Source organism: Candidatus Symbiopectobacterium sp. NZEC127, assembly GCF_025962675.1.
GTDB lineage: Bacteria > Pseudomonadota > Gammaproteobacteria > Enterobacterales > Enterobacteriaceae > Symbiopectobacterium.
On the sequence record NZ_JAGFPG010000004.1, the window covers coordinates 21324 to 43930 of the forward strand.

23 protein-coding genes are annotated in these 22607 nt (G+C 53.6%); 16 read left to right on the forward strand and 7 right to left on the reverse strand.

Translation table 11 applies throughout. From position 1 onward, the window contains the following. Window positions 1–17 precede the first annotated feature (17 nt). Together ppnN and queF are read right to left on the reverse strand one after the other, a co-directional pair. Complete coding sequence (gene ppnN / locus J5069_RS15865) at window positions 18–1382, reverse strand: nucleotide 5'-monophosphate nucleosidase PpnN (protein WP_264644802.1); 1365 nt, start codon at window positions 1380–1382, stop codon at window positions 18–20. Between the two features lie 174 nt (window positions 1383–1556). Then, the gene (queF, locus tag J5069_RS15870) at window positions 1557–2408 is read right to left on the reverse strand and encodes an NADPH-dependent 7-cyano-7-deazaguanine reductase QueF (RefSeq protein ID WP_264644803.1); all 852 of its coding nucleotides are present in this window, start codon (window positions 2406–2408) and stop codon (window positions 1557–1559) included. Window positions 2409–2476: 68 nt separating this feature from the next. Here queF and syd point away from each other — a divergent pair, with 68 nt between their 5' ends. Beyond that, window positions 2477–3025, forward strand: coding sequence for a SecY-interacting protein (gene syd, locus J5069_RS15875; protein ID WP_264644804.1), 549 nt, complete (start codon window positions 2477–2479; stop codon window positions 3023–3025). A gap of 570 nt (window positions 3026–3595) precedes the next feature. On the opposite strand, the gene J5069_RS15880 is transcribed toward syd, so the two are convergent. After that, window positions 3596–3730, reverse strand: a complete 135-nt coding sequence (locus J5069_RS15880) for a hypothetical protein (protein WP_264644805.1) — start codon at window positions 3728–3730, stop codon at window positions 3596–3598. Between J5069_RS15880 and J5069_RS15885 the strand changes: the two genes are divergently transcribed. The 5 genes from J5069_RS15885 (at window position 3729) to J5069_RS15905 (ending at window position 6108) form a co-directional block, all read left to right on the forward strand. Next, window positions 3729–4076 (forward strand): YqcC family protein, encoded by a 348-nt coding sequence (locus J5069_RS15885; protein WP_264644806.1) that lies wholly within the window; start codon window positions 3729–3731, stop codon window positions 4074–4076. The two genes, J5069_RS15880 and J5069_RS15885, sit on opposite strands and share 2 nt — an antisense overlap. Further along, a complete protein-coding gene (gene truC, locus J5069_RS15890) occupies window positions 4069–4860 on the forward strand; it encodes a tRNA pseudouridine(65) synthase TruC (RefSeq protein ID WP_264644807.1) in 792 nt (263 codons plus the stop codon). The genes J5069_RS15885 and truC overlap by 8 nt, the downstream gene beginning before the upstream one ends. Before the next feature lie 54 nt (window positions 4861–4914). Then, window positions 4915–5370, forward strand: coding sequence for a flavodoxin (locus tag J5069_RS15895; protein ID WP_264644808.1), 456 nt, complete (start codon window positions 4915–4917; stop codon window positions 5368–5370). Between the two features lie 94 nt (window positions 5371–5464). Beyond that, complete coding sequence (gene vapB, locus J5069_RS15900) at window positions 5465–5695, forward strand: type II toxin-antitoxin system VapB family antitoxin (protein ID WP_264644809.1); 231 nt, start codon at window positions 5465–5467, stop codon at window positions 5693–5695. Then, on the forward strand, window positions 5692–6108 hold the full coding sequence (locus J5069_RS15905) for a type II toxin-antitoxin system VapC family toxin (RefSeq protein WP_264644810.1): 417 nt from the start codon (window positions 5692–5694) through the stop codon (window positions 6106–6108). The genes vapB and J5069_RS15905 overlap by 4 nt, the downstream gene beginning before the upstream one ends. 103 nt (window positions 6109–6211) lie before the next feature. Here J5069_RS15905 and J5069_RS15910 read toward each other — a convergent pair whose 3' ends face one another. The 4 genes from J5069_RS15910 to map form a co-directional block, all read right to left on the reverse strand. Continuing rightward, window positions 6212–6601 (reverse strand): DUF3461 family protein, encoded by a 390-nt coding sequence (locus J5069_RS15910; protein WP_196905956.1) that lies wholly within the window; start codon window positions 6599–6601, stop codon window positions 6212–6214. Between the two features lie 57 nt (window positions 6602–6658). Further along, entirely contained in the window at window positions 6659–7483 is an 825-nt protein-coding gene (gene dapD / locus J5069_RS15915) for a 2,3,4,5-tetrahydropyridine-2,6-dicarboxylate N-succinyltransferase (RefSeq protein ID WP_222158397.1), read from the reverse strand. Window positions 7484–7515: 32 nt separating this feature from the next. Next, window positions 7516–10197, reverse strand: a complete 2682-nt coding sequence (gene glnD, locus J5069_RS15920; RefSeq protein ID WP_264644811.1) for a bifunctional uridylyltransferase/uridylyl-removing protein GlnD — start codon at window positions 10195–10197, stop codon at window positions 7516–7518. 110 nt (window positions 10198–10307) lie between these two features. Continuing rightward, complete coding sequence (gene map / locus J5069_RS15925; protein WP_264644812.1) at window positions 10308–11102, reverse strand: type I methionyl aminopeptidase; 795 nt, start codon at window positions 11100–11102, stop codon at window positions 10308–10310. 373 nt (window positions 11103–11475) lie between these two features. Between map and rpsB the strand changes: the two genes are divergently transcribed. The 10 genes from rpsB (at window position 11476) to skp (ending at window position 22604) form a co-directional block, all read left to right on the forward strand. Beyond that, complete coding sequence (gene rpsB, locus J5069_RS15930; RefSeq protein ID WP_264644813.1) at window positions 11476–12201, forward strand: 30S ribosomal protein S2; 726 nt, start codon at window positions 11476–11478, stop codon at window positions 12199–12201. 110 nt (window positions 12202–12311) lie between these two features. Then, on the forward strand, window positions 12312–13169 hold the full coding sequence (gene tsf / locus J5069_RS15935; RefSeq protein ID WP_264644814.1) for a translation elongation factor Ts: 858 nt from the start codon (window positions 12312–12314) through the stop codon (window positions 13167–13169). Window positions 13170–13356: 187 nt separating this feature from the next. Next, entirely contained in the window at window positions 13357–14082 is a 726-nt protein-coding gene (pyrH, locus tag J5069_RS15940) for a UMP kinase (RefSeq protein ID WP_264644815.1), read from the forward strand. Window positions 14083–14305: 223 nt separating this feature from the next. Then, on the forward strand, window positions 14306–14863 hold the full coding sequence (gene frr, locus J5069_RS15945; RefSeq protein ID WP_264644816.1) for a ribosome recycling factor: 558 nt from the start codon (window positions 14306–14308) through the stop codon (window positions 14861–14863). Between the two features lie 262 nt (window positions 14864–15125). Next, window positions 15126–16319 (forward strand): 1-deoxy-D-xylulose-5-phosphate reductoisomerase, encoded by a 1194-nt coding sequence (gene ispC, locus J5069_RS15950; RefSeq protein ID WP_264644817.1) that lies wholly within the window; start codon window positions 15126–15128, stop codon window positions 16317–16319. Between the two features lie 204 nt (window positions 16320–16523). Beyond that, complete coding sequence (gene ispU / locus J5069_RS15955; protein ID WP_264644818.1) at window positions 16524–17285, forward strand: (2E,6E)-farnesyl-diphosphate-specific ditrans,polycis-undecaprenyl-diphosphate synthase; 762 nt, start codon at window positions 16524–16526, stop codon at window positions 17283–17285. A gap of 9 nt (window positions 17286–17294) precedes the next feature. After that, window positions 17295–18152, forward strand: a complete 858-nt coding sequence (gene cdsA, locus J5069_RS15960) for a phosphatidate cytidylyltransferase (protein WP_264644819.1) — start codon at window positions 17295–17297, stop codon at window positions 18150–18152. Window positions 18153–18165: 13 nt separating this feature from the next. Then, a complete protein-coding gene (rseP, locus tag J5069_RS15965) occupies window positions 18166–19518 on the forward strand; it encodes a sigma E protease regulator RseP (protein ID WP_264644820.1) in 1353 nt (450 codons plus the stop codon). A gap of 35 nt (window positions 19519–19553) precedes the next feature. Continuing rightward, window positions 19554–21983 (forward strand): outer membrane protein assembly factor BamA, encoded by a 2430-nt coding sequence (bamA, locus tag J5069_RS15970; RefSeq protein WP_264644821.1) that lies wholly within the window; start codon window positions 19554–19556, stop codon window positions 21981–21983. 123 nt (window positions 21984–22106) lie between these two features. Continuing rightward, window positions 22107–22604 carry a molecular chaperone Skp gene (skp, locus tag J5069_RS15975; RefSeq protein ID WP_264644822.1) on the forward strand — a complete coding sequence of 166 codons (498 nt, stop codon included), beginning with the start codon at window positions 22107–22109 and terminating at the stop codon, window positions 22602–22604. The last annotated feature ends 3 nt before the right edge of the window (window positions 22605–22607 follow it).

The following is a 22607-nucleotide window of genomic DNA, read 5'->3' on the forward strand; positions in this document are numbered from 1 at the left end:
TTCCCGCCAGCATGGCATCAGGAGCAGATCTCATAGCAAGGGATGTAGGCGCTGCCCGGCAGCTTCATCCTTTGCTGCGCAACGAACCCTTGCAGCAACTTATCCATGCTTTGCATCAGCTGCGCATCGCCGTGGATCTTGTACGGGCCGTGCTCTTCAATCGCCTGAATGCCAACCTCTTTGACGTTGCCCGCCACAATGCCGGAAAACGCTTTGCGCAGCGCAGAGGCCAACGCTTCCGGTGCTTGATTGGGGTGCAGGTTGAGATTTGCCATATTTTCGTGAGTGGGCTCAAACGGCAATTGCAGATCGGGTGCGATACGCAATGACCAGTTGAAGCTGTAAGCATCACCGGTATGGCGGCGATGGTCTTTCACCTGCGGCATTGCTTTCTTCATCTGCCGCGCCACTTCCGCCGCATCATTGATGATGATGGAGTAGTAACGGCGCGCCTGACGGCCCAGGGTGGTGATGATAAATTCATCCAGAACGTGGAAATAATTGGCACTTTCTTCTGGCCCAGTCAGGATGATCGGCAGCACCTGTTCGCTGTTTTCCGGGTTCATCATGATACTCAGCAGGTAGAGGAATTCTTCCGCTGTACCCACGCCGCCGGGGAAAATAATGATACCGTGTCCGATACGCACGAAGGCTTCGAGGCGTTTTTCGATATCAGGCATGATGATAAGTTCATTCACCAGCGGGTTGGGCGGCTCGGCGGCGATGATGGACGGTTCCGTCATGCCAATAAAGCGGCCTTCTTTATAGCGCTGCTGCGCGTGGCCGACGGCGGCACCTTTCATAGGCGCTTCCATTGCGCCGGGACCGCAGCCGGTGCAGATGTTTAGCTCACGCAATCCCAACTGGCTGCCGACTTTTCGCCCATAGAGATATTCGGTTTCATTGATGGAGTGGCCGCCCCAGCACACCACCATGTTTGGTTCTTCACCAACGTGCAGCGCGCGCGCATTACGCATGATGGAGAACACCAGGTTGGTGATGTGGGCGCTGTTTTCCAGATTCAGGTTCTGATAGCGGCCTGCCGAGGTGATTTGTCCGCTAACAAACAGAATATCGCGCAGAACGGCGAACAGGTTGGCCTGTAATGAACGGATGATATTGCCATCGACGAACGCGTCTTCCGGAGGGTTGACCAGTTCCAGTTTCACGCCGCGCTCACGGCGTAACACGTTGATATCGAAATCTTCGTAGCGGGATAGCAGCTCTTTGCTGTTATCGGTTTGGCTGCCGGAGTTCAGCACGGCAAGCGAACAGTTGCGGAATAAACGGTAAAGATCGCTGCTGGCCGTGCTTTTCAACATGTCCACTTCCAACTGCGATAACAAATCCATAGACCCTAACGGGCTGATATGTGTAATCAATTTTACTCCTTGAGAACGCAGTGTATAACAACAACATTTCCAGGCTACCCCTTGTCGCCGCGGCGGTGGCAAGACGCATAACACTGATTTTATGTATTACTCCACCTTAACCTGATGGTATCAGTTTTTCCAATAATGACGTTTCTGAATGGCGATATTGTATCGTATCCCGCACTATTGCCGGGGTAAGCGCCCGGTGTTTGCAATAAAGTCGGTGTTGCTGCGCCAGGGGTTGATGTCCAGCCCGCCACGGCGCGTATAGCGCGCGTAAACGGTCAGTGCTTCTGGCTGGCAAAAACGCATCAAGTCGTTGAAAATGCGCTCCACGCACTGCTCATGGAACTCGTTGTGGTGGCGAAAGGAGACGATGTAGCGCAGCAGGGCTTCTCTGTCGATACGTTTGCCCCGGTAGTGAATTTGGACCGAGCCCCAATCCGGCTGGTGCGTGATCAGGCAGTTGGATTTAAGCACATGGCTCACCAATGTTTCTTCAACAACGGGGCTCTGCGCGTGACAGGCGCGGGCGAGATGGTCGGCATTAAACGCATAATCCGCGATCTGAATATCCAGTCCGTCAATGCATTCCCCCTGGAACTGGCCCAGCGTCTGTCCCTGAAAGGTATCCAGTGAGAACAGCGTCACGCTAACCTTACCCTGCGCACAGGCGGCCAGATCGCGCGTTAACGTCTCTTGTACCCGTTGCCAATTTTCAAATACCGTCTGATTGAAGCTGTTCAGGTAGAGCTTGAAGCTTTTGGATTCGATCAGGTTCGGGCTATCGGCCTGCAAATGCATTTCGCCTACGGCAACCTGCGGCACCCCGTTGGGCGCCAGCCAGGAGAGCTCGTATAATGTCCAGATATCTTCACCGTGAAACGGCAAATGCGCGGCATCGATGCCCAACGGGTCGCGGTTTAAACTGCGAGGCACCGCTTGTAATAAGCCCGCATCGTAGCTGTCGTGGTAAGCTGTGGGCTTTCCTAACGGTAACGCACTGAGCGCATCCTGTTTGTCAAAAGTGGACATAACATGCCTTTGCAAAGTAAAAACGATATGCAGTAGTGTAACCGACTCGCCCAGTGAAGAGAAAAAGTATGGATGACAATGTGCAGCAAGCGCTCCAAGGGTTTACCCAGCGCTACATGGCGGCCTGGCGGCAAGCCTATGACCATTTGCCCGCCAGTGAGGCGTTGTTTGGTGTTGCTTCACCCTGCGCGGTGGAAAATGACGGCGAGCGGGTATTTTGGACGCCTCAGCCAGTGGCCGAGGGGGCTGCGCTTGACGGCGTGTCGCGTGCGCTGAATATTGCCTTGCATCCTGACGCTGAAGCCTTTTTTACCACGCAGTATGCCGGGGATATGGAAGCGCACTTTGCCGATATCGATTGTCTGCTACTGCAATCGTGGAGCGAGGATGATTTTGTGCGTATGCAGGAAAATCTGATCGGACATTTGCTGACGCAAAAGCGACTTAAATTGCCGCCGACGCTGTTTTTAGCCATGACGGAATCAGAAATGGCCCTGATCTCGTTATCCAATGTCAGCGGTGAAGTGTGGCTTGAAACCTTTGGTACACGTGAACATCGGGTGCTGGCCCCCTCTTTGTTTGTGTTCCTGCAACAGCTGCAACCGAGAGTAAGATGATTTTTGTCCGCGCTATCTGGCGGATATGCGTGTAAGAGATATCTTACATTTGTTGTGAGATATCTCTGTGTTTTACCCATTTTACGCGTTTTTTTTAAATTTTTATCCTTTTAAATTAATGTATTATATTTTTCTTTGCATTCAGGGTTTCAGCGTAAATATAAGAAAAAAACCGATCAGGGTCTTGCTGTTCGTCGCCATTTAATACATCTTAGTAACCGGTTACAGGATGTATCACTTTATCGCTAAATGTGGTGAAGAAGGATAGCGGCTTCAGGATGAAACCAAGGACACCTCCAGGAAGGAGATTGAGAGCCGTTACGGAGTGGCGGTGGGGCAGGAGCCTGAAAGGAATATCTTCACGGAAGATGCAGGAAGAACGGTCAGGACGAAAGTTGGACGCTTGCACGGAGAGCTGGTTAGGATAACCGCCAAGGAAAAGTTTTCACGGATGAGCAGGGACGCAGTGGTGTAGCGGGAAAGCTATAAAACGAACCGGGGGCACTGAATATCAGTGCCCCCAACTTTTTTGTCGCACAGTATCCGTTAACGCTATGCAGACACCGTCCCCTATTCTGCCGCCACCGCCACCGCCACCGCCACCGCCACCGCCACCGCCACCGCCACCGCAGCCCCGTGCCTGTTGGGCTCCTCTTGCTTCAATGGTATGCTTTGCCGTCCACGCAGCCGGTGAGAGGAAAGCATGACGCACCAAGACCAGATTCGACACGCCTTATGGGAAATTGAACGCACGTTACGCGACAGTGTGTTTTGGCAATCCACCCCGCCGCAGGCCAGTGCGTTTACCAGCACAGAACCTTTTTGCATTGACACCATGAGCGCCGAACAGTGGTTGCAATGGGTATTGTTGCCGCGATTGCATGCGATGCTGGATGGCGGCGTTCCCTTGCCCGAGGCGCTCGCGATTACCCCCTATTTTGAAGAAGCCCTGACGGGTGACATCAACGACACCGCGCCGCTGTTGGAGCAACTGCGTGCGTTGGATGCGCTGTTTGTGCCTGTCGATGCGCAGGGAGATCTGGATGCTTGAAATTCTGTATCAGGATGAGCACTTGATCGCCATTAATAAACCCGCAGGATGGTTGGTTCACCGCAGTTGGCTGGATCGCAGAGAAAAAGTGGTGATCATGCAGACGCTACGCGATCAGATTGGTCAGCATGTTTTCACCGTCCATCGGCTGGATAGGCCAACCTCAGGTGTGCTGCTGCTGGGGCTTTCCAGTGACATTGCGCGCCTGCTTTCGCAACAGTTCGAGCAGCATCAGATTCAGAAAACCTACCATGCGGTGGTGCGTGGTTACCTTTCCGGCAGCGACACTATTGACTACGCGCTGACTGAAGAGTTGGACAAAGTGGCTGACAAGCTCGCACAGCGCGATAAAGAACCTCAGACGGCCATCACCCATTACCGCTCTCTGGCGCAAGTGGAGCAACCGGTGGCGGTAGGGCGCTATCCTACGGCCCGATACAGCCTGGTTGAGTTGATGCCGCAGACCGGACGCAAACATCAGTTGCGCCGTCATATGGTGCATTTGCGACATCCTATTTTGGGCGACTCGAAACACGGTGATTTGCGTCAGAATCGCGCAATGGCTGCGCATTTCGGTTGTGGGCGCTTGATGTTACATGCCAGTCAGCTAGCGCTGTGCCATCCTGTAACGGGGGAACCCTTGGTATTACGTGCCGGGTTGGACATGGCCTGGATGCGGGTAATGACGCAATTTGGCTGGCTAGGCAGTCTCCCTGATGTTGAAAGGGTTGAGTTTCCGCCTGACTCGGGGCAGGATAACGGCCTTTCCAGTACTGCCGAATAGCGCGGATGCGCGCTATCGGGCACGCAGCGATACATTACACGTGGAGTCATCATCATGGCGCAAATTGGTATTTTTGTTGGCACGGTTTATGGAAACGCATTGCTGGTTGCAGAAGAAGCAGAGAACCTGCTGAGCGAGCGCGGCCATCAGGTCAAGGTGTTTGAAGATGCCGACCTGTCATCCTGGCTGGTGTATCGCGAGCAGTATGTGTTGGTGGTGACATCCACCACCGGGCAAGGGGATCTGCCAGATTCCATCGCCCCGTTGTTTGCTGCGCTACGTGAAAAGGGTGGGCATCAGCCAGCGTTGCGCTATGGCGTCATTGCACTGGGCGACAGCAGCTATACCCATTTTTGCGGCGCGGGTCAGCAGTTTGACGCCTTGTTGCAAGAGATGGGGGCTCAGCGTGTGGGAGATGTGCTCCAGATTGATGCGACAGAATGCCCGGAACCGGAAGTGCTCTCCTGCCCGTGGGTAGAGCAGTGGGCAGGGTTGGTTGAAGCAGGCTGATAACCGCGCATGGGCTATACATATGCTATGCATCTGCATATACTTGGGATATGCGTTGAAAGCATCAAGGCCGAACGGCCAGTGAGGTATAACCATGCGTATCGTTTCTGTGTTTAAAAATGGCAATAACCGGGCTATCCGCCTGCCTCGTGATATGGATTTTGAAGGCGTCACCGAACTGGAGATCGTGCGAGAGGGCGATACGCTCATCTTGCGCCCGGTCAAACCCAGTTGGGGCTCCTTTCTGCAAGAAGCAAAGGCGGATGCAGATTTCCTGACAGAACGTGAGAACGTTGTCTGCGATGAGGGCCGCTTTCAGCTATGAGCAACCTGTACATGCTGGACACCAATATCTGTTCTTTCATCATGCGAGAGCATCCTGAGGCGGTTATTCGTCGTCTGGAACAGGCTGTTTTACGCCGCCACCGTATTGTGGTGTCGGCGATCACTTATGCTGAAATGCGTTCTGGCGCTATCGGTAAAAAAGCCTCTCCGCGCCATACTGCGTTGGTTGATGCGTTTTGCCTTCGCCTTGATGCCGTATTGCCTTGGGACCGGGCTGCCGTTGATGCGACGACTGCTATCAAGGCAGCGATGGCGACAGCGGGAACGCCCATCGGGCCAAATGATACCGCGATTGCTGGTCATGCCGTGGCTACGGGCGCGATTCTTGTCACCAACAATGTGCGGGAATTTGAACGCGTGCCCGCGTTGATGCTGGAAGATTGGGTACACTGACACCAGGTCAGTGACGTAAAAACCTGTCACAGTAAAAACAAAACCCCACGTCAATGCATGGGGTTTGTTAGCAGCCATCAAAGACGTGGAGACGTGCAGCGTATCAACGCCCTTTGGTCAGCTTCTCCAGATCGGACTCGATCTCATTAATTTTATTCGCCACCACGCTTTCCAGATGACGCAGATCGTCGAGGATTTTGCGTTTCAGATCGACTTCAACCTGATCGCGTTGGCAAATTTGGTCCAATTCATCAATGACATAGCGCAGGTTGGGGCTGATCTCATTGATCTCTTTAAAGCCTTGCCCGCTGTTATCCGCGACGATGGTTTTACGCTGGCGCGGATATTTAAATTTTACGCTTTTGGCGAAAAACTCCCCTTTATCCTTACGAAAATAGATTTTCAGGATGTCGTTGCTGGCCTCCTGGCGCAGGCTATAGCGATCAATTTCATCGGGATGGGAGATACCCAGGCTTTTTAGATTGTCATACATGGCGCCACCTTTTGGGGAGTGATAAAGAAAAGGCGGGTAACACCCGCCTTGTTCAGTTTAGTCGATGGTGCGAAGCAACTCATTGATACCCACTTTACCGCGGGTTTTCGCATCCACTTTTTTCACGATCACGGCACAGTACAGGCTGTAGCTACCATCTTTCGACGGCAGGTTGCCGGAAACGACGACCGAGCCTGCCGGTACGCGACCGTAATGCACTTCACCGGTTTCGCGATCGTAGATTTTAGTGCTTTGGCCGATAAACACGCCCATGGAGATGACGGCGCCTTCTTCCACGATCACGCCTTCTACCACTTCAGAGCGGGCACCGATAAAGCAGTTGTCTTCGATGATGGTCGGGTTAGCCTGCAACGGCTCCAGCACGCCACCGATGCCGACGCCGCCGGACAGGTGAACGTTTTTCCCGATCTGTGCGCAAGAGCCAACGGTCGCCCAGGTATCAACCATGGTGCCTTCATCGACGTAAGCACCGATGTTGACATAAGACGGCATCAGCACCGTGTTGCGGGCGATAAACGCGCCCTGACGCACGCTGGCAGGGGGCACTACACGGAAACCTTCGCGTTGGAAGCGCGCTTCATCGTAACCGGCGAATTTCATCGGCACTTTGTCGTAGTAGCGGGTTTCCGTGCCTTCCATCAGTTGGTTGTCATTGATACGGAAAGAGAGCAGCACCGCTTTTTTCAACCATTGGTGCGTCACCCACTCGCCATTGATTTTTTCCGCCACGCGCAGAGCGCCGCTGTCCAATAAGCCAATCACCTGATTAACGGCTTCACGAGTTACGCTGTCCACGGAGGTCGGCGTAATGTCGGCACGGCGTTCAAAGGCGGTTTCGATAACGTTTTGTAATTGATGCATCCTGTTTCTCTTTCTGTGCTGTCAGTCAATAATTAATTCAGGGTTACTTTATCGTTTGGGTCGAGGGCTTCTGTCAACCGTTGTTGCAAGATAAGGCGCAATTCCGGAGATAATGCGCGTCTGTCTTTGTCTGCAAGGATAAAAAGGTCTTCTACCCGCTCGCCAATCGTGGAAATGCGCGCGCCGTGTAACGACACGTTGAGATCGGCGAACACTTTACCCAGGCGTGCCAGCAGACCCGGTTGATCGAGTGCGCTCAACTCCATGTAGCTGCGTCTGTCCGTGTGCGTCGGCAGGAAGGTGATTTCCGTGGGTACGCTGAAATGGCGCAATTTGGAGGAGGCGCGGCGCGGGCGAGGATGTTGGTAATCGCGTTGCGTGAGCGCCTGAACCAACGCCTGGCGAATAAATTCGTGGCGATCCGGGGCGACCGGGCTGCCATCGGGCTCCAAGACGATAAAGGTATCCATCGCCATGCCATCGCGGCTGGTGAAGATTTGCGCATCATGTACGCTCAGGTTACGACGATCGAGTTCGCCCGCTACGGCGGCGAACAGGTAAGGGCGGTCTGGGCTCCAAATGAAAATTTCTGTGCCACCCCGGCTGGCCTGATGGCTGATAAGCACCAACGGCTGATGCAAATCGTGCTCAACCAGATGGCGAGCATGCCAGGCAAGCTGATTTGGCGAATGACGCAGAAAATAATCCGCGCGGCAACGGCTCCAGATAGGGTGCAGCGCTTCTTCATCGATATTGTCCATGCGCAGCAACGCCAAGGCCTGAAGGCGATGATGGCGTACGCGATCGCGCACATCGGGCGTGTTTTGCATCCCGCGGCGCAACTGTTTCTCAGTGGCGAAATAGAGTTCGCGCAACAGGCTCTGTTTCCAACTGTTCCACAAGGTTTCGTTGGTCGCACAGATATCGGCCACCGTGAGACTGACCAGATAGCGCAGGCGGGTTTCGCTTTTCATTTCAGCGGCGAATTGCTGGATAACCGCCGGGTCCTGAATGTCGCGACGTTGTGCGGTAACTGACATCAACAGGTGGCAGCGCACCAGCCAGGAAACCAGTTGCGCCTCGCGTGAATTGAGCTGGTGCAGCGCGGCAAACTCAAGCACATCTTGCGCCCCCAGCTCCGAGTGATCGCCGCCGCGCCCTTTGGCGATGTCATGAAACAGGGCGGCAAGCAGCAGCAACTCCGGCTGCGGCAGGCGCGGATACAACTCAACGCACAGCGGATGCTGCGCGCGCGTCTCTTCGTCGGCGAAGCTTTCCAGTTTGAGCAGCACGCGCAGCGTATGCTCATCCACGGTATAGGCATGAAACAGATCGAACTGCATCTGCCCGACGATATTGCTCCACAGTGGCGTATACGCTTCCAACACGCTATGACGATGCATCGGCAGCAGGGCACGGTTCACCGCGTGTGGATGGCGCAGAATAGCCATAAAAAGGTGCCGTGCTTCGGGAATGGTGCACAACGGTTGGGCCAGATGGCGACGCGCATGGCGTAACTGGCGCAGCGTGGTGGAGTAGATGCCGATAATCTCACCGTTGCGCACCATGGTGCTAAACATGCGCATAATGGCTTCCGGCTTATGCATGAACAGGGTTTCATCACGCAGGTCGATCAGGTTGCCACGCAGTTGGAATTCGTCATCTATCGCGCGCGGCTTTTCACTGGCATCCAGCGCCAGGATGGCCTCATCGAACAGTTGCAGCAGCATATGATTAAGCTCGCTGACGCGGCGCGTCGCGCGATAGAAATCTTTCATCATGTGCTCAACCGGTGCATTACCCTCGCCACGGTAATTCAGCAACTGTGCCACGTTGAGCTGGCGGTCAAACAGCAGGCGGTTGTCATAACGCGTCAGGATCAGGTGCAAGGCAAAGCGAATGCGCCACAGGAAGCTCTGGCATTCATTGAGCTCGTTGCGCTCGGCTTCGGTGAGAAAACCAAAACCGACCATTTCGTTGAGCGAGGTGGCACCAAAATGACGTCGGGCAACCCAGAGCAGGGTGTGGATATCGCGCAGCCCGCCGGGACTACTTTTTATATCCGGTTCGAGATTGTAGCTGGTGCTGTGGTAACGCTGATGCCGCTCTTGCTGCTCGATAATTTTTGCCGGGAAAAAGGCGGCGGAGGGCCAAAAATCTTCGCTAAAAATCTGTTTTTGTAAGGAGAGAAACAGCGCCACATCGCCGCAGATCAAGCGTGATTCGATGAGGTTTGTCGCCACGGAAATATCCGCTCTGCCCTCTTGCAGGCACTCATCCAGCGTACGCACGCTATGGCCGACTTCAAGCTTGAGGTCCCACAGCAGCGTAATAAACGCGCCCACTTGCTGAGATTGGTGGGCGCTGAGCGACTGACCGCTGAGCACCAGCACATCAATATCCGACAGCGGGTGCAATTCACCGCGCCCGTATCCGCCAACGGCCACCAGCGCCGTTTGTGCGGCGGATTCGAAACCGTAAAACGTCCACAGGCGTTGCAGCAGATGGTCGATAAAAAAGGTTCTGGCGGTAATCAGCGTTTCGGCAGCCACCCCGGCGCGAAACTCAGCGTTCAGCCACGCCTGAAAACGCTCCATAGAGAGTTTTAGCGCTGAGCAATCCAATTCGCTATCGCTGTAGGTTAACGGGGAGGCGGGGGGCTGTATGTCAGCGGTGAACAGGTCGGCGGAGTGAAAAGCGTTGTTGTCATTCATAAATTCACAGCCCTTAAGCGTTGCCTGGCAAACGCCACAAAAGAGACGCCAGCCCTGTTAACGGTATCCCTGGCCGCCGCCGAAAGATAACCCGTCGGGCTGGCGCACCATTATGCCGGGTGCGAAATGATGTTGGGGATGGTGTCGTCTTTCCTCAGCGTCATAATTTCGCAACCGTTTTCGGTTACCACAATAGTATGCTCGTATTGCGCCGACAAGCTGCGATCTTTGGTTTTTACCGTCCAACCGTCTTTCATGGTGCGGATGCGGAAATCACCGGCGTTAAGCATCGGCTCAATGGTGAATGCCATGCCCGCTTGCAGCACTACGCCGCCGTCATCGGCATCGTAATGCAGCACCTGCGGCTCTTCATGGAAACCGCGACCAATGCCGTGGCCGCAATATTCACGCACCACGGAGAAATCGTTGCTTTCCGCGAATATCTGGATGGCTTTACCCAAGGCGCGCAGCCGGATGCCCGGTTTGACCATTTTCAGCGCCAGATAGAGGCTTTCCTGTGTGATGCGGCACAGACGTTCGCCCAGAATGGTGGGGGTACCGGCGATGAACATCTTGGAGGTATCACCGTGGAAGCCGTCCTTGATGACCGTGACGTCGATATTGACGATATCACCGTCTTTCAGCAGACGCTCATCGCTGGGAATGCCGTGGCACACCACTTCGTTGATAGAGATACACACCGATTTCGGGAAGCCGTGATAACCAAGGCTGGCAGAAATGGCCTGCTGCTTATTGGTGATATGGTCGTGGCAGATGCGATCCAGCTCGCCAGTGCTGACACCGGGAACCACATACGGTTCGATGATTTCCAGCACTTCCGCCGCCAGGCGGCCAGCGACGCGCATTTTTTCGATGTCTTCAGGGGTTTTTATTGATATAGCCATGCAAAATTGTCCGCAGGTGTCGAAGCAGTCGACGAATTTAAGGTTACTCACTAACCACTTATGTTATCAGCCCTGACCGATGGTGCCAAATCCCCATTTGGATTCAATGGCGGTGTGTCAGGAGAAAATCGGGTAAAGGGTGCAACAAAAGTTGGTGTCCGTAGCGACTTTATGGTATAAAGCGCGCCGGTGATCTGACTGGGTCTGGCTAACAGGTTCAGCGGAATTCACTAAACTCATATGTGTAAATAACACACACATGTCGACACGTTCACCGGGGTGCTCGAAGGTTACTGTCTTATGACGTGGCTGGAGGGTCGGTGTAATGGGACATGTGGAGGCTTAACCCCATACTCAATTTATAGAGGTAATCATGGCAACTGTTTCCATGCGCGATATGCTCAAGGCTGGCGTACACTTCGGTCACCAGACCCGTTACTGGAACCCGAAAATGAAACCCTTCATTTTTGGTGCACGTAACAAAGTTCACATCATCAACCTTGAAAAAACCGTTCCGATGTTCAACGATGCATTGGCTGAGCTGAGCAAAATCTCTTCTCGCAAAGGCAAAATCCTGTTCGTTGGTACGAAACGCGCTGCAAGCGAAGCGGTAAAAGATGCTGCAAACAACTGCGACCAGTTCTTCGTGAACCATCGCTGGTTGGGTGGTATGCTGACCAACTGGAAAACCGTTCGTCAGTCCATTAAGCGTTTGAAAGATCTGGAAATCCAATCTCAAGACGGCACCTTCGACAAGCTGACCAAAAAAGAAGCTCTGATGCGTACCCGTGAACTGGACAAGCTGGAAAACAGCCTGGGTGGTATCAAGGATATGGGCGGCCTGCCAGATGCGCTGTTCGTGGTCGATGCAGATCATGAACACATCGCCATCAAAGAAGCAAACAATCTGGGTATCCCGGTATTTTCCATCGTTGATACCAACTCCGATCCGGATGGCGTTGACTTCATCATCCCTGGCAACGACGACGCCATCCGTGCAGTAACCCTGTACCTGAGCGCTGTTGCTACCGCTGTCCGTGAAGGCCGTTCTCAAGATCTGGCCGTTCAAGCGGAAGAAGGCTTGGTAGAAGCTGAATAATAAGACTGGCTCCGTCGAGCCCTTATTAACCAGGTATTGAATATGTTGGTTAGGGGGCCTTAATAGGCCCCCTTTTACTTATCTCCCACGAGATAACCGAGGAAAAGATAATGGCTGAAATTACCGCTGCCCTGGTAAAAGAACTGCGCGAGCGTACTGGCGCTGGCATGATGGAATGCAAGAAAGCGCTGGTTGAAGCTAACGGTGATATCGAACTTGCTATCGATAACATGCGTAAGTCTGGCCAGGCTAAGGCTGCGAAAAAAGCAGGCCGTGTTGCTGCTGAAGGTGTGATTCTGACCAAGATCGCGGCTGACGGCAAATATGGCGTTATCGTCGAGCTGAACTGCGAAACTGACTTCGTTGCTAAAGATGCTGGCTTCAAAGCTTTCGGTGAAGAAGTTGCAACGGCTGCGCTGAACGAACGCATCACTGACGTTGACGTTCTGAAAGCGAAATTCGAAGAACAGCGTACTACGCTGGTTGCGAAAATTGGTGAAAACATCAATATTCGCCGTATCGCTATTCAGGAAGGTGACGTGCTGGGGGCTTACCTGCACGGCGCGCGTATTGGCGTACTGGTTGCCGCTACCGGCGCTGACGACGAGCTGGTTAAGCACGTTGCCATGCACATTGCTGCCAGCAAACCTGAGTACGTGAAATCCGAAGACGTTCCGGCGGATGTGGTTGCTCGTGAGCACCAGATCCAGTTGGACATTGCCATGCAATCTGGCAAACCGCGTGAAATCGCAGAAAAAATGGTCGAAGGCCGTATGCGTAAATTCACCGGCGAAATCTCTCTGACCGGTCAACACTTCGTGATGGATCCCAACAAAACCGTTGGCGATCTGCTGAAAGAGCACAAAGCTGACGTCATCAGCTTCATCCGTTTCGAAGTGGGTGAAGGCATTGAGAAAGCGGAAGTTGACTTCGCTGCTGAAGTCGCCGCGATGAGCAAGCAGTCTTAAGATGCAAAAAAGGAGCCGCCAGTTGGCGGTTCCTTTTTATACCCGTCATACTTCACAAAATTTTCAACACGTTTTACTGCCACTGCGCATTTCTGCGTCGGTTTAATGACGCGCGCGGTATGAGGCACTAAGGCGTGACAGTAATCACATTCCCATTATGATGATAGCCCGTTAGGACAACAACACCATGGCAACCAACGCAAAACCCGTATATCAACGTATCCTGCTTAAGCTCAGTGGCGAAGCATTACAAGGAGCCGAAGGTTTTGGTATTGATGCGAGCATTCTGGATCGCATGGCTCAGGAAATTAAAGAACTGGTTGAGCTGGGCATTCAGGTCGGCGTCGTTATCGGTGGTGGCAACCTGTTCCGCGGTGCCGGTCTGGCACAGGCCGGTATGAATCGCGTGGTGGGCGATCACATGGGGATGTTGGCCACCGTCATGAACGGCCTGGCAATGCGCGATGCGCTGCACCGTGCCTATGTCAACGCGCGCTTGATGTCCGCCATTCCGCTCAACGGCGTGTGCGACAATTACAGCTGGGCCGAGGCTATCAGCCTGCTGCGTAATAACCGCGTGGTGATTTTCTCCGCCGGTACCGGCAACCCCTTCTTCACCACCGATTCTGCCGCTTGTCTGCGCGGTATCGAGATTGAAGCTGATGTGGTGCTGAAAGCCACCAAAGTGGATGGCGTTTTCTCAGCCGATCCGGTGAAAGATCCCACTGCGACGCTGCATGAGTCGCTAACCTATCAGGACGTTCTCGAACGGGAACTGAAAGTGATGGATTTGGCCGCCTTTACGCTGGCTCGCGATCATAATCTGCCGATCCGCGTGTTCAACATGAACAAACCCGGTGCATTGCGCCGTGTGGTCATGGGTGAAAAAGAAGGCACCTTGATCACGAAGTAATAACGGGTGTACTGAAAAATAAGGTACTATCCTGATCGTGGTAGTACTGCCTTATTTTCGTAATACCGATAGATAACGCGCTGCGTCGGCACCCCGGCGCAAGCATCAATGATTTACCGGGTTTGCTGTATGCATCCCTGTCTGCTTTTATCATGCGCGTTGGTTTCATGATAAAGCGCAGGGCAATAACCTGTCTGGCAACCAGTATTCAAGGGTCCGCAACGTGATTAATGACATCAGAAAAGATGCTGATACACGCATGGAAAAATGTGTAGAAGCGTTTAAGCACCAAATTAGCAGAGTTCGTACTGGCCGCGCTTCACCGAGCCTGCTGGACGGCATCCAGGTAGAATATTACGGTTCTGCCACGCCGCTGCGTCAGTTGGCGAACGTTGTGGTTGAAGACACGCGTACTCTGGCGATTACCGTGTTTGACCGCTCGTTGGGCCCGGCCGTTGAGAAAGCGATCATGGCCTCCGATCTGGGGTTAAACCCGTCCTCTGCGGGCGCGGTAATCCGTGTGCCGTTGCCTCCGCTGACGGAAGAGCGCCGTAAAGATTTGACCAAAGTGGTGCGCGGTGAAGCGGAACAAGGGCGTATCTCCGTGCGTAACGTGCGCCGCGATGCGAACGACAAGCTGAAAGCGCTGTTGAAAGATAAAGCGATCAGTGAAGATGAAGAGCGTCGTGCGCAAGATGACGTGCAAAAACTGACTGACGCCTATATCAAGAAAGTTGATGTCGCGCTGACAGAAAAAGAAAATGAGCTGATGGAGTTTTAATCGGCTTCCAATGTATACCCTAAATAATTCGCGTTGCAGGACAAAACGTTAACGTTTTGAACAGCGCTTGCGCTGGCCCTTTAGGGCGAGACTCATTGATGAGTCTCGTCATGCGGCAAGTGAGCGAATTCCGATGAGCTTACTCAGGTAAGTGATTCGGGTGAGTGAGCGCAGCCAACGCATCTGCAACGTGAAGTATGACGGGTATAAAAGCGCCAGCCAGCATCATTACTGGCGGCGCTTTATTTTTTAGAGCAATTTCATGAAGCAACTGACGATCCTCGGTTCAACCGGTTCGATTGGCGTTAGTACGCTGGCTGTAGTGAAAGCCAATCCGGATAAATTCGCCGTCACTGCCCTGGCAGCGGGGCGTAACGTTGATGTGATGCTGGCGCAATGCCTGCAATTCCAACCTGCCTATGCCTCCCTGTCCGATCCTCAGGCTGCAACACAGTTACGTGCACGGCTGATGGCCGCAGGCTGCCGTACCGAAGTGCTGGCGGGTGAGCAGGCTGCGTGTGAGTTGGCTGCGCTGGATGGCGTCGATCAGGTGATGGCGGCCATCGTCGGTGCAGCAGGATTACTGCCAACGCTCGCGGCCATCAAGGCCGGTAAGCAAGTGCTGTTGGCGAACAAAGAGTCTTTGGTCACCTGTGGCCGATTGTTTATGAACGCTGTTGCACAATATGGTGCGCAACTGCTGCCGATAGACAGTGAACACAACGCCATTTTTCAGAGTTTACCTGAGCACATTCAACGCCAATTGGGTTACGCTTCATTAACGGAACATGGGGTGGAACGTATTGTCCTGACCGGTTCGGGTGGCCCCTTTCGTGAAACACCGCTTGGTGCATTGGCGGCGATGACGCCCGATCAGGCCTGTGCTCATCCAAACTGGTCCATGGGTCGCAAGATTTCCGTAGATTCCGCCACCATGATGAACAAAGGGCTGGAGTATATCGAGGCGCGCTGGTTGTTTAACGCGTCAGCGGCACAGATGGAGATCATCATCCATCCGCAGTCGGTTATTCACTCCATGGTGCGCTATCGGGATGGCAGCGTCTTGGCTCAACTTGGCACACCGGATATGCGTACGCCGATTGCTCATGCAATGGCCTATCCGCAGCGGGTTGTATCTGACGTGGCACCGCTGGATTTTATGCGTCTTGGTCCACTCACGTTCAGCGAGCCGGACATGACGCGTTATCCCTGCTTGCAGTTGGCGATCGATGCCTGTAATCAGGGCCAGGCGGCAACAACCGCGCTTAATGGGGCCAATGAAATTGCCGTTGACGCCTTTTTGCACGGTGAGATTCGCTTTACCGATATCGCGTCGTTGAATCAGCGCGTGCTGGCACAGCTTTCCTGCGCCGAGCCAGAGTCCGTTGACGATGTCCTGGCCATTGACCGTTGGGCTCGCGAGAAAGGCCGGCAGGCGTTACGCGCTTTCCACTGACAATGTGCGCTTGCTGACGCGATCGTCACGGCACAATTTGTTCATGTGGGATCAAGGTGATATAGTCTGCGCCATTCGCGTCGAGGTCAGTGCGAAAACACTGGCGAAAGACGGACAGCCGTGCTCGTTCACGGCTTTTTTGTGCTAACGGGTCTGATGTTAGGGATGGATTGTTTTCTTACTTGAGGATATTAAGTTCGCGTTATGCCGTCGGATAATCAACAAACACCCACTACGCCACCCGAAAGCGGGCCAAGGCATGTCGCCATCATCATGGATGGTAATGGCCGTTGGGCGAAAAACCGTGGCAAGCTGCGCGTTTTTGGCCATCAGGCTGGTGTGAAAGCGGTGCGGCGTGCTGTGAGCTTTGCGGTAAGCCATCGGCTGGATGCCTTGACCTTATATGCCTTTAGTAGCGAAAACTGGAACCGTCCGGCGCAAGAAGTGAAAGCGCTGATGGAACTGTTTGTTCGGGCGCTGGACAGTGAGGTCAAAAGCCTGCATAAACACGGCGTTCAGTTGCGTATCATCGGTGATATCAGCCGTTTCAGTCCGCGTTTACAAGAGCGCATTCGCCGCTCCGAAGCACTGACAAAAAATAATCCAGGGTTAATACTGAATATTGCCGCGAATTATGGCGGACGTTGGGATATCATTCAGGGCGTCAGACAATTGGCTGAGCAGGTGCAGGAAGGCACGCTCCGCCCGGATACGATCGATGAAGATACCTTATCCCACACCCTGTGTTTGAGCGATCACACGCCGGTCGATTTGGTCATCAGGACGGGGGGAGAACACCGCATCAGTAATTTTTTGCTGTGGCAGATTGCTTACGCTGAGCTTTACTTTACCGATGTCCTTTGGCCTGATTTCGATGAACACGATTTTGAAGGTGCGATGAATGCATTTGCGCAACGTGAACGGCGCTTCGGTGGAACTGCACCTTCCGATGCTGACGCATCATAGGGGGAAGGTGTGCTGAAGTATCGATTGATAACTGCCTTGATTTTAATCCCATTGGTGATTGCGGCACTGTTTATGCTGCCACCGAAGGGATTTGCTCTGGTAACGCTTGGCGTTTGCATGTTGGCCGCCTGGGAGTGGGGTCAATTCGCCGGGTTAGGCTCCTCTGCCCAGCGCTTGTCTCTTGCCTTTATGTGCGGCGCACTGCTGGCATTGATGACGCTATCACTGCCCAATTATCACTATTCAGTCCATCTGCTGCCTATCCGCGTTTCGCTCTGGGTATCACTGGTGTGGTGGTGTGCCGCACTGCTGCTGGTGCTCTCCTACCCCGGTTCTGCGGGATTTTGGCGCAACTCGAAAACGCTGCGTCTGCTGTTTGGCGTATTGACCATCGTGCCTTTCTTCTGGGGCATGGTGGCGTTGCGCCAGCACCATTATGATAGCGATCCCTTCTTCGGTGCCTGGTGGTTGCTCTACGTGATGTTGCTGGTGTGGGGCGCAGACAGCGGTGCGTACATGTTTGGTAAACTGTTTGGCAAGCATAAACTGGCACCCAAAGTGTCTCCGGGTAAAACCTGGGAGGGCTTTATCGGTGGCTTAGCCACGTCCGCGATTATCTCCCTGCTGTTTAGCGTTTATGCGCCTTTGGGCGTTGCGCCTTTTACGCTGCTCATCTGTTCGGTGATTGCGGCGCTGGCATCCGTGCTGGGCGATTTGACAGAAAGCATGTTCAAACGGGAAGCCGGTATTAAAGACAGCAGCCACCTGATTCCCGGACATGGTGGCGTGCTTGACCGCATCGATAGCCTGACGGCGGCGATCCCGGTATTTGCCTGCCTGATGTTTTTAGTGTTTAAAACGGTTTAGGATGACCTGACAGATGATGAATGTCCTTTGGAGTTTGGCTGCATTTGTTGTTGCACTGGGTGTATTGATCACGGTGCATGAATTTGGCCACTTCTGGGTTGCTCGTCGCTGTGGGGTTAAGGTTGAGCGTTTTTCTGTCGGATTTGGCAAGGCGCTATGGCGTTGGCGCGATCGGCGGGGGACAGAGTTTGTCATTGCCTTAATCCCGCTGGGTGGCTATGTCAAAATGCTCGACGAGCGCGTAGATACCGTCTCGCCGGAACAGCATCATCTCTCTTTTAACCGTAAAACCGTGTGGCAGCGCGCTGCCATCGTCAGTGCGGGTCCGATTGCCAATTTCTTGTTTGCGATTGCCGCCTACTGGCTGGTGTTTATTATTGGCGTGCCGGGTGTACGGCCCGTGGTTGGCGAAATAGTGCCCAACTCGATTGCCGCTGTGGCGCAAATGTCGCCGGGTATGGAACTAAAAGCGGTAGATGGTATCGAAACGCCTGACTGGGACACGGCGCGTTTAACGCTGATCGGCAAGATTGGCGATAACGAGGTCACGCTTGATGTGGCTCCGCTTGGCTCTTCTTCCGTAGTGCGTAAGACGCTGGATTTGCGTGACTGGCAGTTCAATCCTGAAAAGCAGGATCCCGCTTCCTCATTGGGTATGGTGCCGCGCATGCCGCAAATCGATGCGGTGCTGACACAGGTGCAGGATGGGTCGGCGGCGCAAAAAGCCGGTTTGCAAGTCGGGGACAGGATCGTTAAAGTCGATGGGCAACCGCTGACGCGCTGGTCGCTGTTTGCCAGTACGGTGCGTGACAAGCCGGATGCAGATATTGCGCTGGACATTGAACGAAATGGTGAGACTCGCTCTCTAATCTTGACGCCGGACAGCAAAACGACCGGTGGCAGGGTGGAAGGGTTTGCCGGGGTGGTGCCAAAAGTCATCCCGCTGCCCGAGGAGTACCGGACGGTGCGGCAATACGGACCGTTTAGTGCGATTTATCAAGCTGCGGATAAAACCTGGCAACTGATGCGGTTAACCGTCAGTATGCTGGGAAAACTGATAACAGGCGATGTTAAGCTCAACAACCTGAGCGGGCCAATCTCTATCGCTCAGGGGGCCGGGATGTCGGCCGACTATGGGCTGATTTACTACCTGATGTTTTTGGCATTGATCAGTGTAAATCTGGGCATTATCAATTTGTTCCCGCTACCGGTTTTGGATGGTGGACACCTGCTCTTTCTGCTGGTTGAAAAACTGAAAGGCAGGCCGGTTTCTGAGCGTGTGCAGGACTTTTGTTATCGTATCGGCACGGTGGTGTTGATGCTGTTAATGGGGCTCGCACTTTTTAATGATTTCTCTCGCCTGTAGGCGGGGGAGTAGGTTAGGAAAAACGCATAACAACGATGGCGATGAAAAAGTTGCTCATAGCGTCGCTGCTGTTCAGCAGCGCCACCGTATACGGTGCAGACGGATTCGTGGTGAAGGATATTCATTTCGAGGGCTTGCAGCGTGTTGCTGTCGGTGCGGCACTACTCAGCATGCCTGTCCGTGTGGGTGATACCGTCAGTGATGACGATATCGGGAATACCATCCGTGCTCTGTTCACGACCGGAAACTTCGAGGATGTCCGGGTACTGCGTGACGGTGAAACCTTGATTGTGCAGGTGAAAGAACGGCCCACCATCGCCAGCATCACATTCTCCGGCAATAAAGCGGTCAAGGATGAGATGCTGAAAGAAAACATGGAAGCGTCCAGCGTGCGTGTCGGCGAAGCGTTAGACCGCACCACACTCTCTTCTATCGAGAAGGGGCTGGAGGATTTCTACTACAGCGTCGGTAAATACAGCGCCTCTGTAAAGGCGGTGGTGACACCGCTACCGCGCAATCGTGTTGACCTCAAACTGGTGTTTACCGAAGGGGTTTCCGCGCAGATCCAGCAGATCAACATTGTTGGTAACAAAGCCTTCACCTCTGATGAATTGATTGCCCAATTCCAACTGCGCGATGACGTGCCGTGGTGGAACGTCATGGGCGATCGTAAATATCAGAAACAGAAACTCTCCGGCGATCTGGAGACGTTGCGCAGCTTCTATCTCGATCGCGGCTACGCGCGTTTCACGATTGATTCCACTCAGGTGAGCCTGACGCCCGACAAAAAGGGCATCTACATTACCATCAACATCACGGAAGGCGATCAGTACAAGCTGTCCGGGGTGGCGGTGCGCGGTAATCTGGCGGGCCACTCAGCCGAGATTGAAGGGCTGACGAAAGTGAATCCGGGCGAGCTGTATAACGGCGCCAAAGTGACCCGCATGGAAGAGGATATCAAAAAGCTGCTGGGCCGTTATGGCTACGCTTATCCACGTGTGGTGACACAGCCTGAAATCAGCGACGGGGATAAAACCGTCAAGCTCAATATCAACGTCGATGCCGGTAACCGCTTCTCGGTGCGCCGTGTGCGCTTCGAGGGTAACGATACCTCCAAAGATTCCGTACTGCGCCGCGAAATGCGCCAGATGGAAGGGGCGTGGTTGGGCAACGACTTGGTTGAGCAGGGCAAAGAACGTCTCAACCGTCTCGGCTACTTTGAAAGCGTTGACGTAGAAACCCAGCGCGTGCCGGGCACCGCCGATCAGGTGGATGTCACCTACAAGGTGAAAGAGCGTAATACCGGTACCTTGAACTTCGGTGTCGGCTTCGGTACGGAAAGTGGTGTCAGCTTCCAGGCAGGGGTTCAGCAAGACAACTGGCTGGGCACCGGTAACTCGGTGGGCATCAGCGGGACCAAAAACAGCTACCAGACCTATGTCGAGCTGTCGATGACCAACCCCTACTTTACCGTGGATGGTGTCAGCCTCGGTGGTCGTATCTTCTATAACGACTTTAAAGCCTACGATGCTGAACTTTCTGACTATACCAACCGCAGCTACGGCGTAGGCACGACGTTAGGTTTCCCGATCAATGAGAACAACTCATTGCGTCTGGGTCTGGACTATGTACATAACGATGTGTCGGATATGTCACCGCAGGTGGCGATGTGGCGCTATCTTAATTCGGTGGGTGTCAATCCTCCGGTTGTAGAATCGGGTAACCATTCCAGCGCCGATTTTAACGCGAACGATTTCTTCCTGAATGCGGGATGGGTCTACAATAGTCTGGACCGCGGCTTCTTCCCGACGGAAGGGAGCCGTGCCAGCTTCAACGCCAAAGTGACGGTGCCGGGTTCTGACAACGAATATTACAAGCTGACCTTTGATTCAGCGACCTACTTACCGTTGAGTGAAAACCACCACTGGGTGTTGATGGGCCGTGCACGCGCGGGCTATGCGGACGGCATTGGCAGCAAGGATGTGCCGTTCTACGACAACTTCTACGCCGGTGGTTCCAGTACGGTACGTGGCTTCCAGTCCAATACCATTGGTCCTAAAGCGGCATATTACCGGTGTAAAGGTACGCCTTTACCTGGCAGTTACTCGGGTTGTCCGGTAGAGAACTCGGATGATGCGGTGGGCGGTAACGCCATGGCGGTCGCCAGTGCGGAACTGATTCTGCCGACGCCGTTTGCCAGCGATAAGTATGCCAGTTCGCTGCGTACCTCGCTGTTTGTGGATGCCGGTACGGTATGGGATACCAACTGGAAAAACACCTCTCAGACAAGGGATGCGCAGATTCCAGACTACAGCGAGCCGGGCAATATTCGCGTATCGACCGGTCTTGCCGTGCAGTGGATGTCCCCGCTTGGGCCATTGGTGTTCTCCTACGCCCAGCCGGTCAAGAAAATTGACGGAGACAAGTCGGAGCAGTTCCAGTTTAACATTGGTAAGACATGGTAGTGTAACGACAAACACGTCGTCTCTATGTGAGGTATAGGGCTCTGGTAACGCGCCGCGTGCGTCGACCCAGAGCTTTATGCACGTTAATGTGTGATAAAAAAGATCAGGTTGAGGAGTAATAACGTGAAAAAGTGGTTGTGTGCCGCAGGTCTCGGTTTAGCTCTGGCTGCGTCTGCCAGCGTTCAAGCGGCCGACAAGATTGCCGTTGTCAACGTTGCCAGCATTTTCCAGCAGTTGCCACAGCGTGAAACCGTTGCCAAGCAGTTGGAAAACGAGTTCAAAGGCCGTGCTTCAGAATTGCAGAAAATGGAAAACGATCTGCAAACCAAAATGCAAAAATTGCAGCGTGATGGTTCTACCATGAAAGCCAGCGATCGCAGCAAGTCTGAAAACGATCTGATGGCGCAGCGTGAGCAGTTCTCCAACAAGGCTCAGGCGTTTGAACAAGACAATCGCCGTCGTCAGATGGAAGAACGTAACAAGATCCTGAGCCGTATTCAGGATGCCATCAAAAGCGTTGCCAGCAAAGATGGCTACGATATCGTGATTGATGCCAACGCGGTTGCCTATGTCGGCAACGCGAAAGACATCACGGCTGATGTGCTGAAACAGGTTAAATAACTC

Excerpts from the sequence above, each read along its gene's own strand:
- queF (WP_264644803.1), bottom strand. The coding sequence starts at position 2,408 with ATGTCCACTTTTGACAAACAGGATGCGCTCAGTGCGTTACCGTTAGGA.
- syd (WP_264644804.1), top strand. The coding sequence starts at position 2,477 with ATGGATGACAATGTGCAGCAAGCGCTCCAAGGGTTTACCCAGCGCTAC.
- J5069_RS15885 (WP_264644806.1), top strand. The coding sequence starts at position 3,729 with ATGACGCACCAAGACCAGATTCGACACGCCTTATGGGAAATTGAACGC.
- J5069_RS15880 (WP_264644805.1), bottom strand. The coding sequence starts at position 3,730 with ATGCTTTCCTCTCACCGGCTGCGTGGACGGCAAAGCATACCATTGAAG.
- truC (WP_264644807.1), top strand. The coding sequence starts at position 4,069 with ATGCTTGAAATTCTGTATCAGGATGAGCACTTGATCGCCATTAATAAA.
- J5069_RS15895 (WP_264644808.1), top strand. The coding sequence starts at position 4,915 with ATGGCGCAAATTGGTATTTTTGTTGGCACGGTTTATGGAAACGCATTG.
- vapB (WP_264644809.1), top strand. The coding sequence starts at position 5,465 with ATGCGTATCGTTTCTGTGTTTAAAAATGGCAATAACCGGGCTATCCGC.
- J5069_RS15905 (WP_264644810.1), top strand. The coding sequence starts at position 5,692 with ATGAGCAACCTGTACATGCTGGACACCAATATCTGTTCTTTCATCATG.
- J5069_RS15910 (WP_196905956.1), bottom strand. The coding sequence starts at position 6,601 with ATGTATGACAATCTAAAAAGCCTGGGTATCTCCCATCCCGATGAAATT.
- dapD (WP_222158397.1), bottom strand. The coding sequence starts at position 7,483 with ATGCATCAATTACAAAACGTTATCGAAACCGCCTTTGAACGCCGTGCC.
- glnD (WP_264644811.1), bottom strand. The coding sequence starts at position 10,197 with ATGAATGACAACAACGCTTTTCACTCCGCCGACCTGTTCACCGCTGAC.
- map (WP_264644812.1), bottom strand. The coding sequence starts at position 11,102 with ATGGCTATATCAATAAAAACCCCTGAAGACATCGAAAAAATGCGCGTC.
- rpsB (WP_264644813.1), top strand. The coding sequence starts at position 11,476 with ATGGCAACTGTTTCCATGCGCGATATGCTCAAGGCTGGCGTACACTTC.
- tsf (WP_264644814.1), top strand. The coding sequence starts at position 12,312 with ATGGCTGAAATTACCGCTGCCCTGGTAAAAGAACTGCGCGAGCGTACT.
- pyrH (WP_264644815.1), top strand. The coding sequence starts at position 13,357 with ATGGCAACCAACGCAAAACCCGTATATCAACGTATCCTGCTTAAGCTC.
- ispC (WP_264644817.1), top strand. The coding sequence starts at position 15,126 with ATGAAGCAACTGACGATCCTCGGTTCAACCGGTTCGATTGGCGTTAGT.
- ispU (WP_264644818.1), top strand. The coding sequence starts at position 16,524 with ATGCCGTCGGATAATCAACAAACACCCACTACGCCACCCGAAAGCGGG.
- rseP (WP_264644820.1), top strand. The coding sequence starts at position 18,166 with ATGATGAATGTCCTTTGGAGTTTGGCTGCATTTGTTGTTGCACTGGGT.
- bamA (WP_264644821.1), top strand. The coding sequence starts at position 19,554 with ATGGCGATGAAAAAGTTGCTCATAGCGTCGCTGCTGTTCAGCAGCGCC.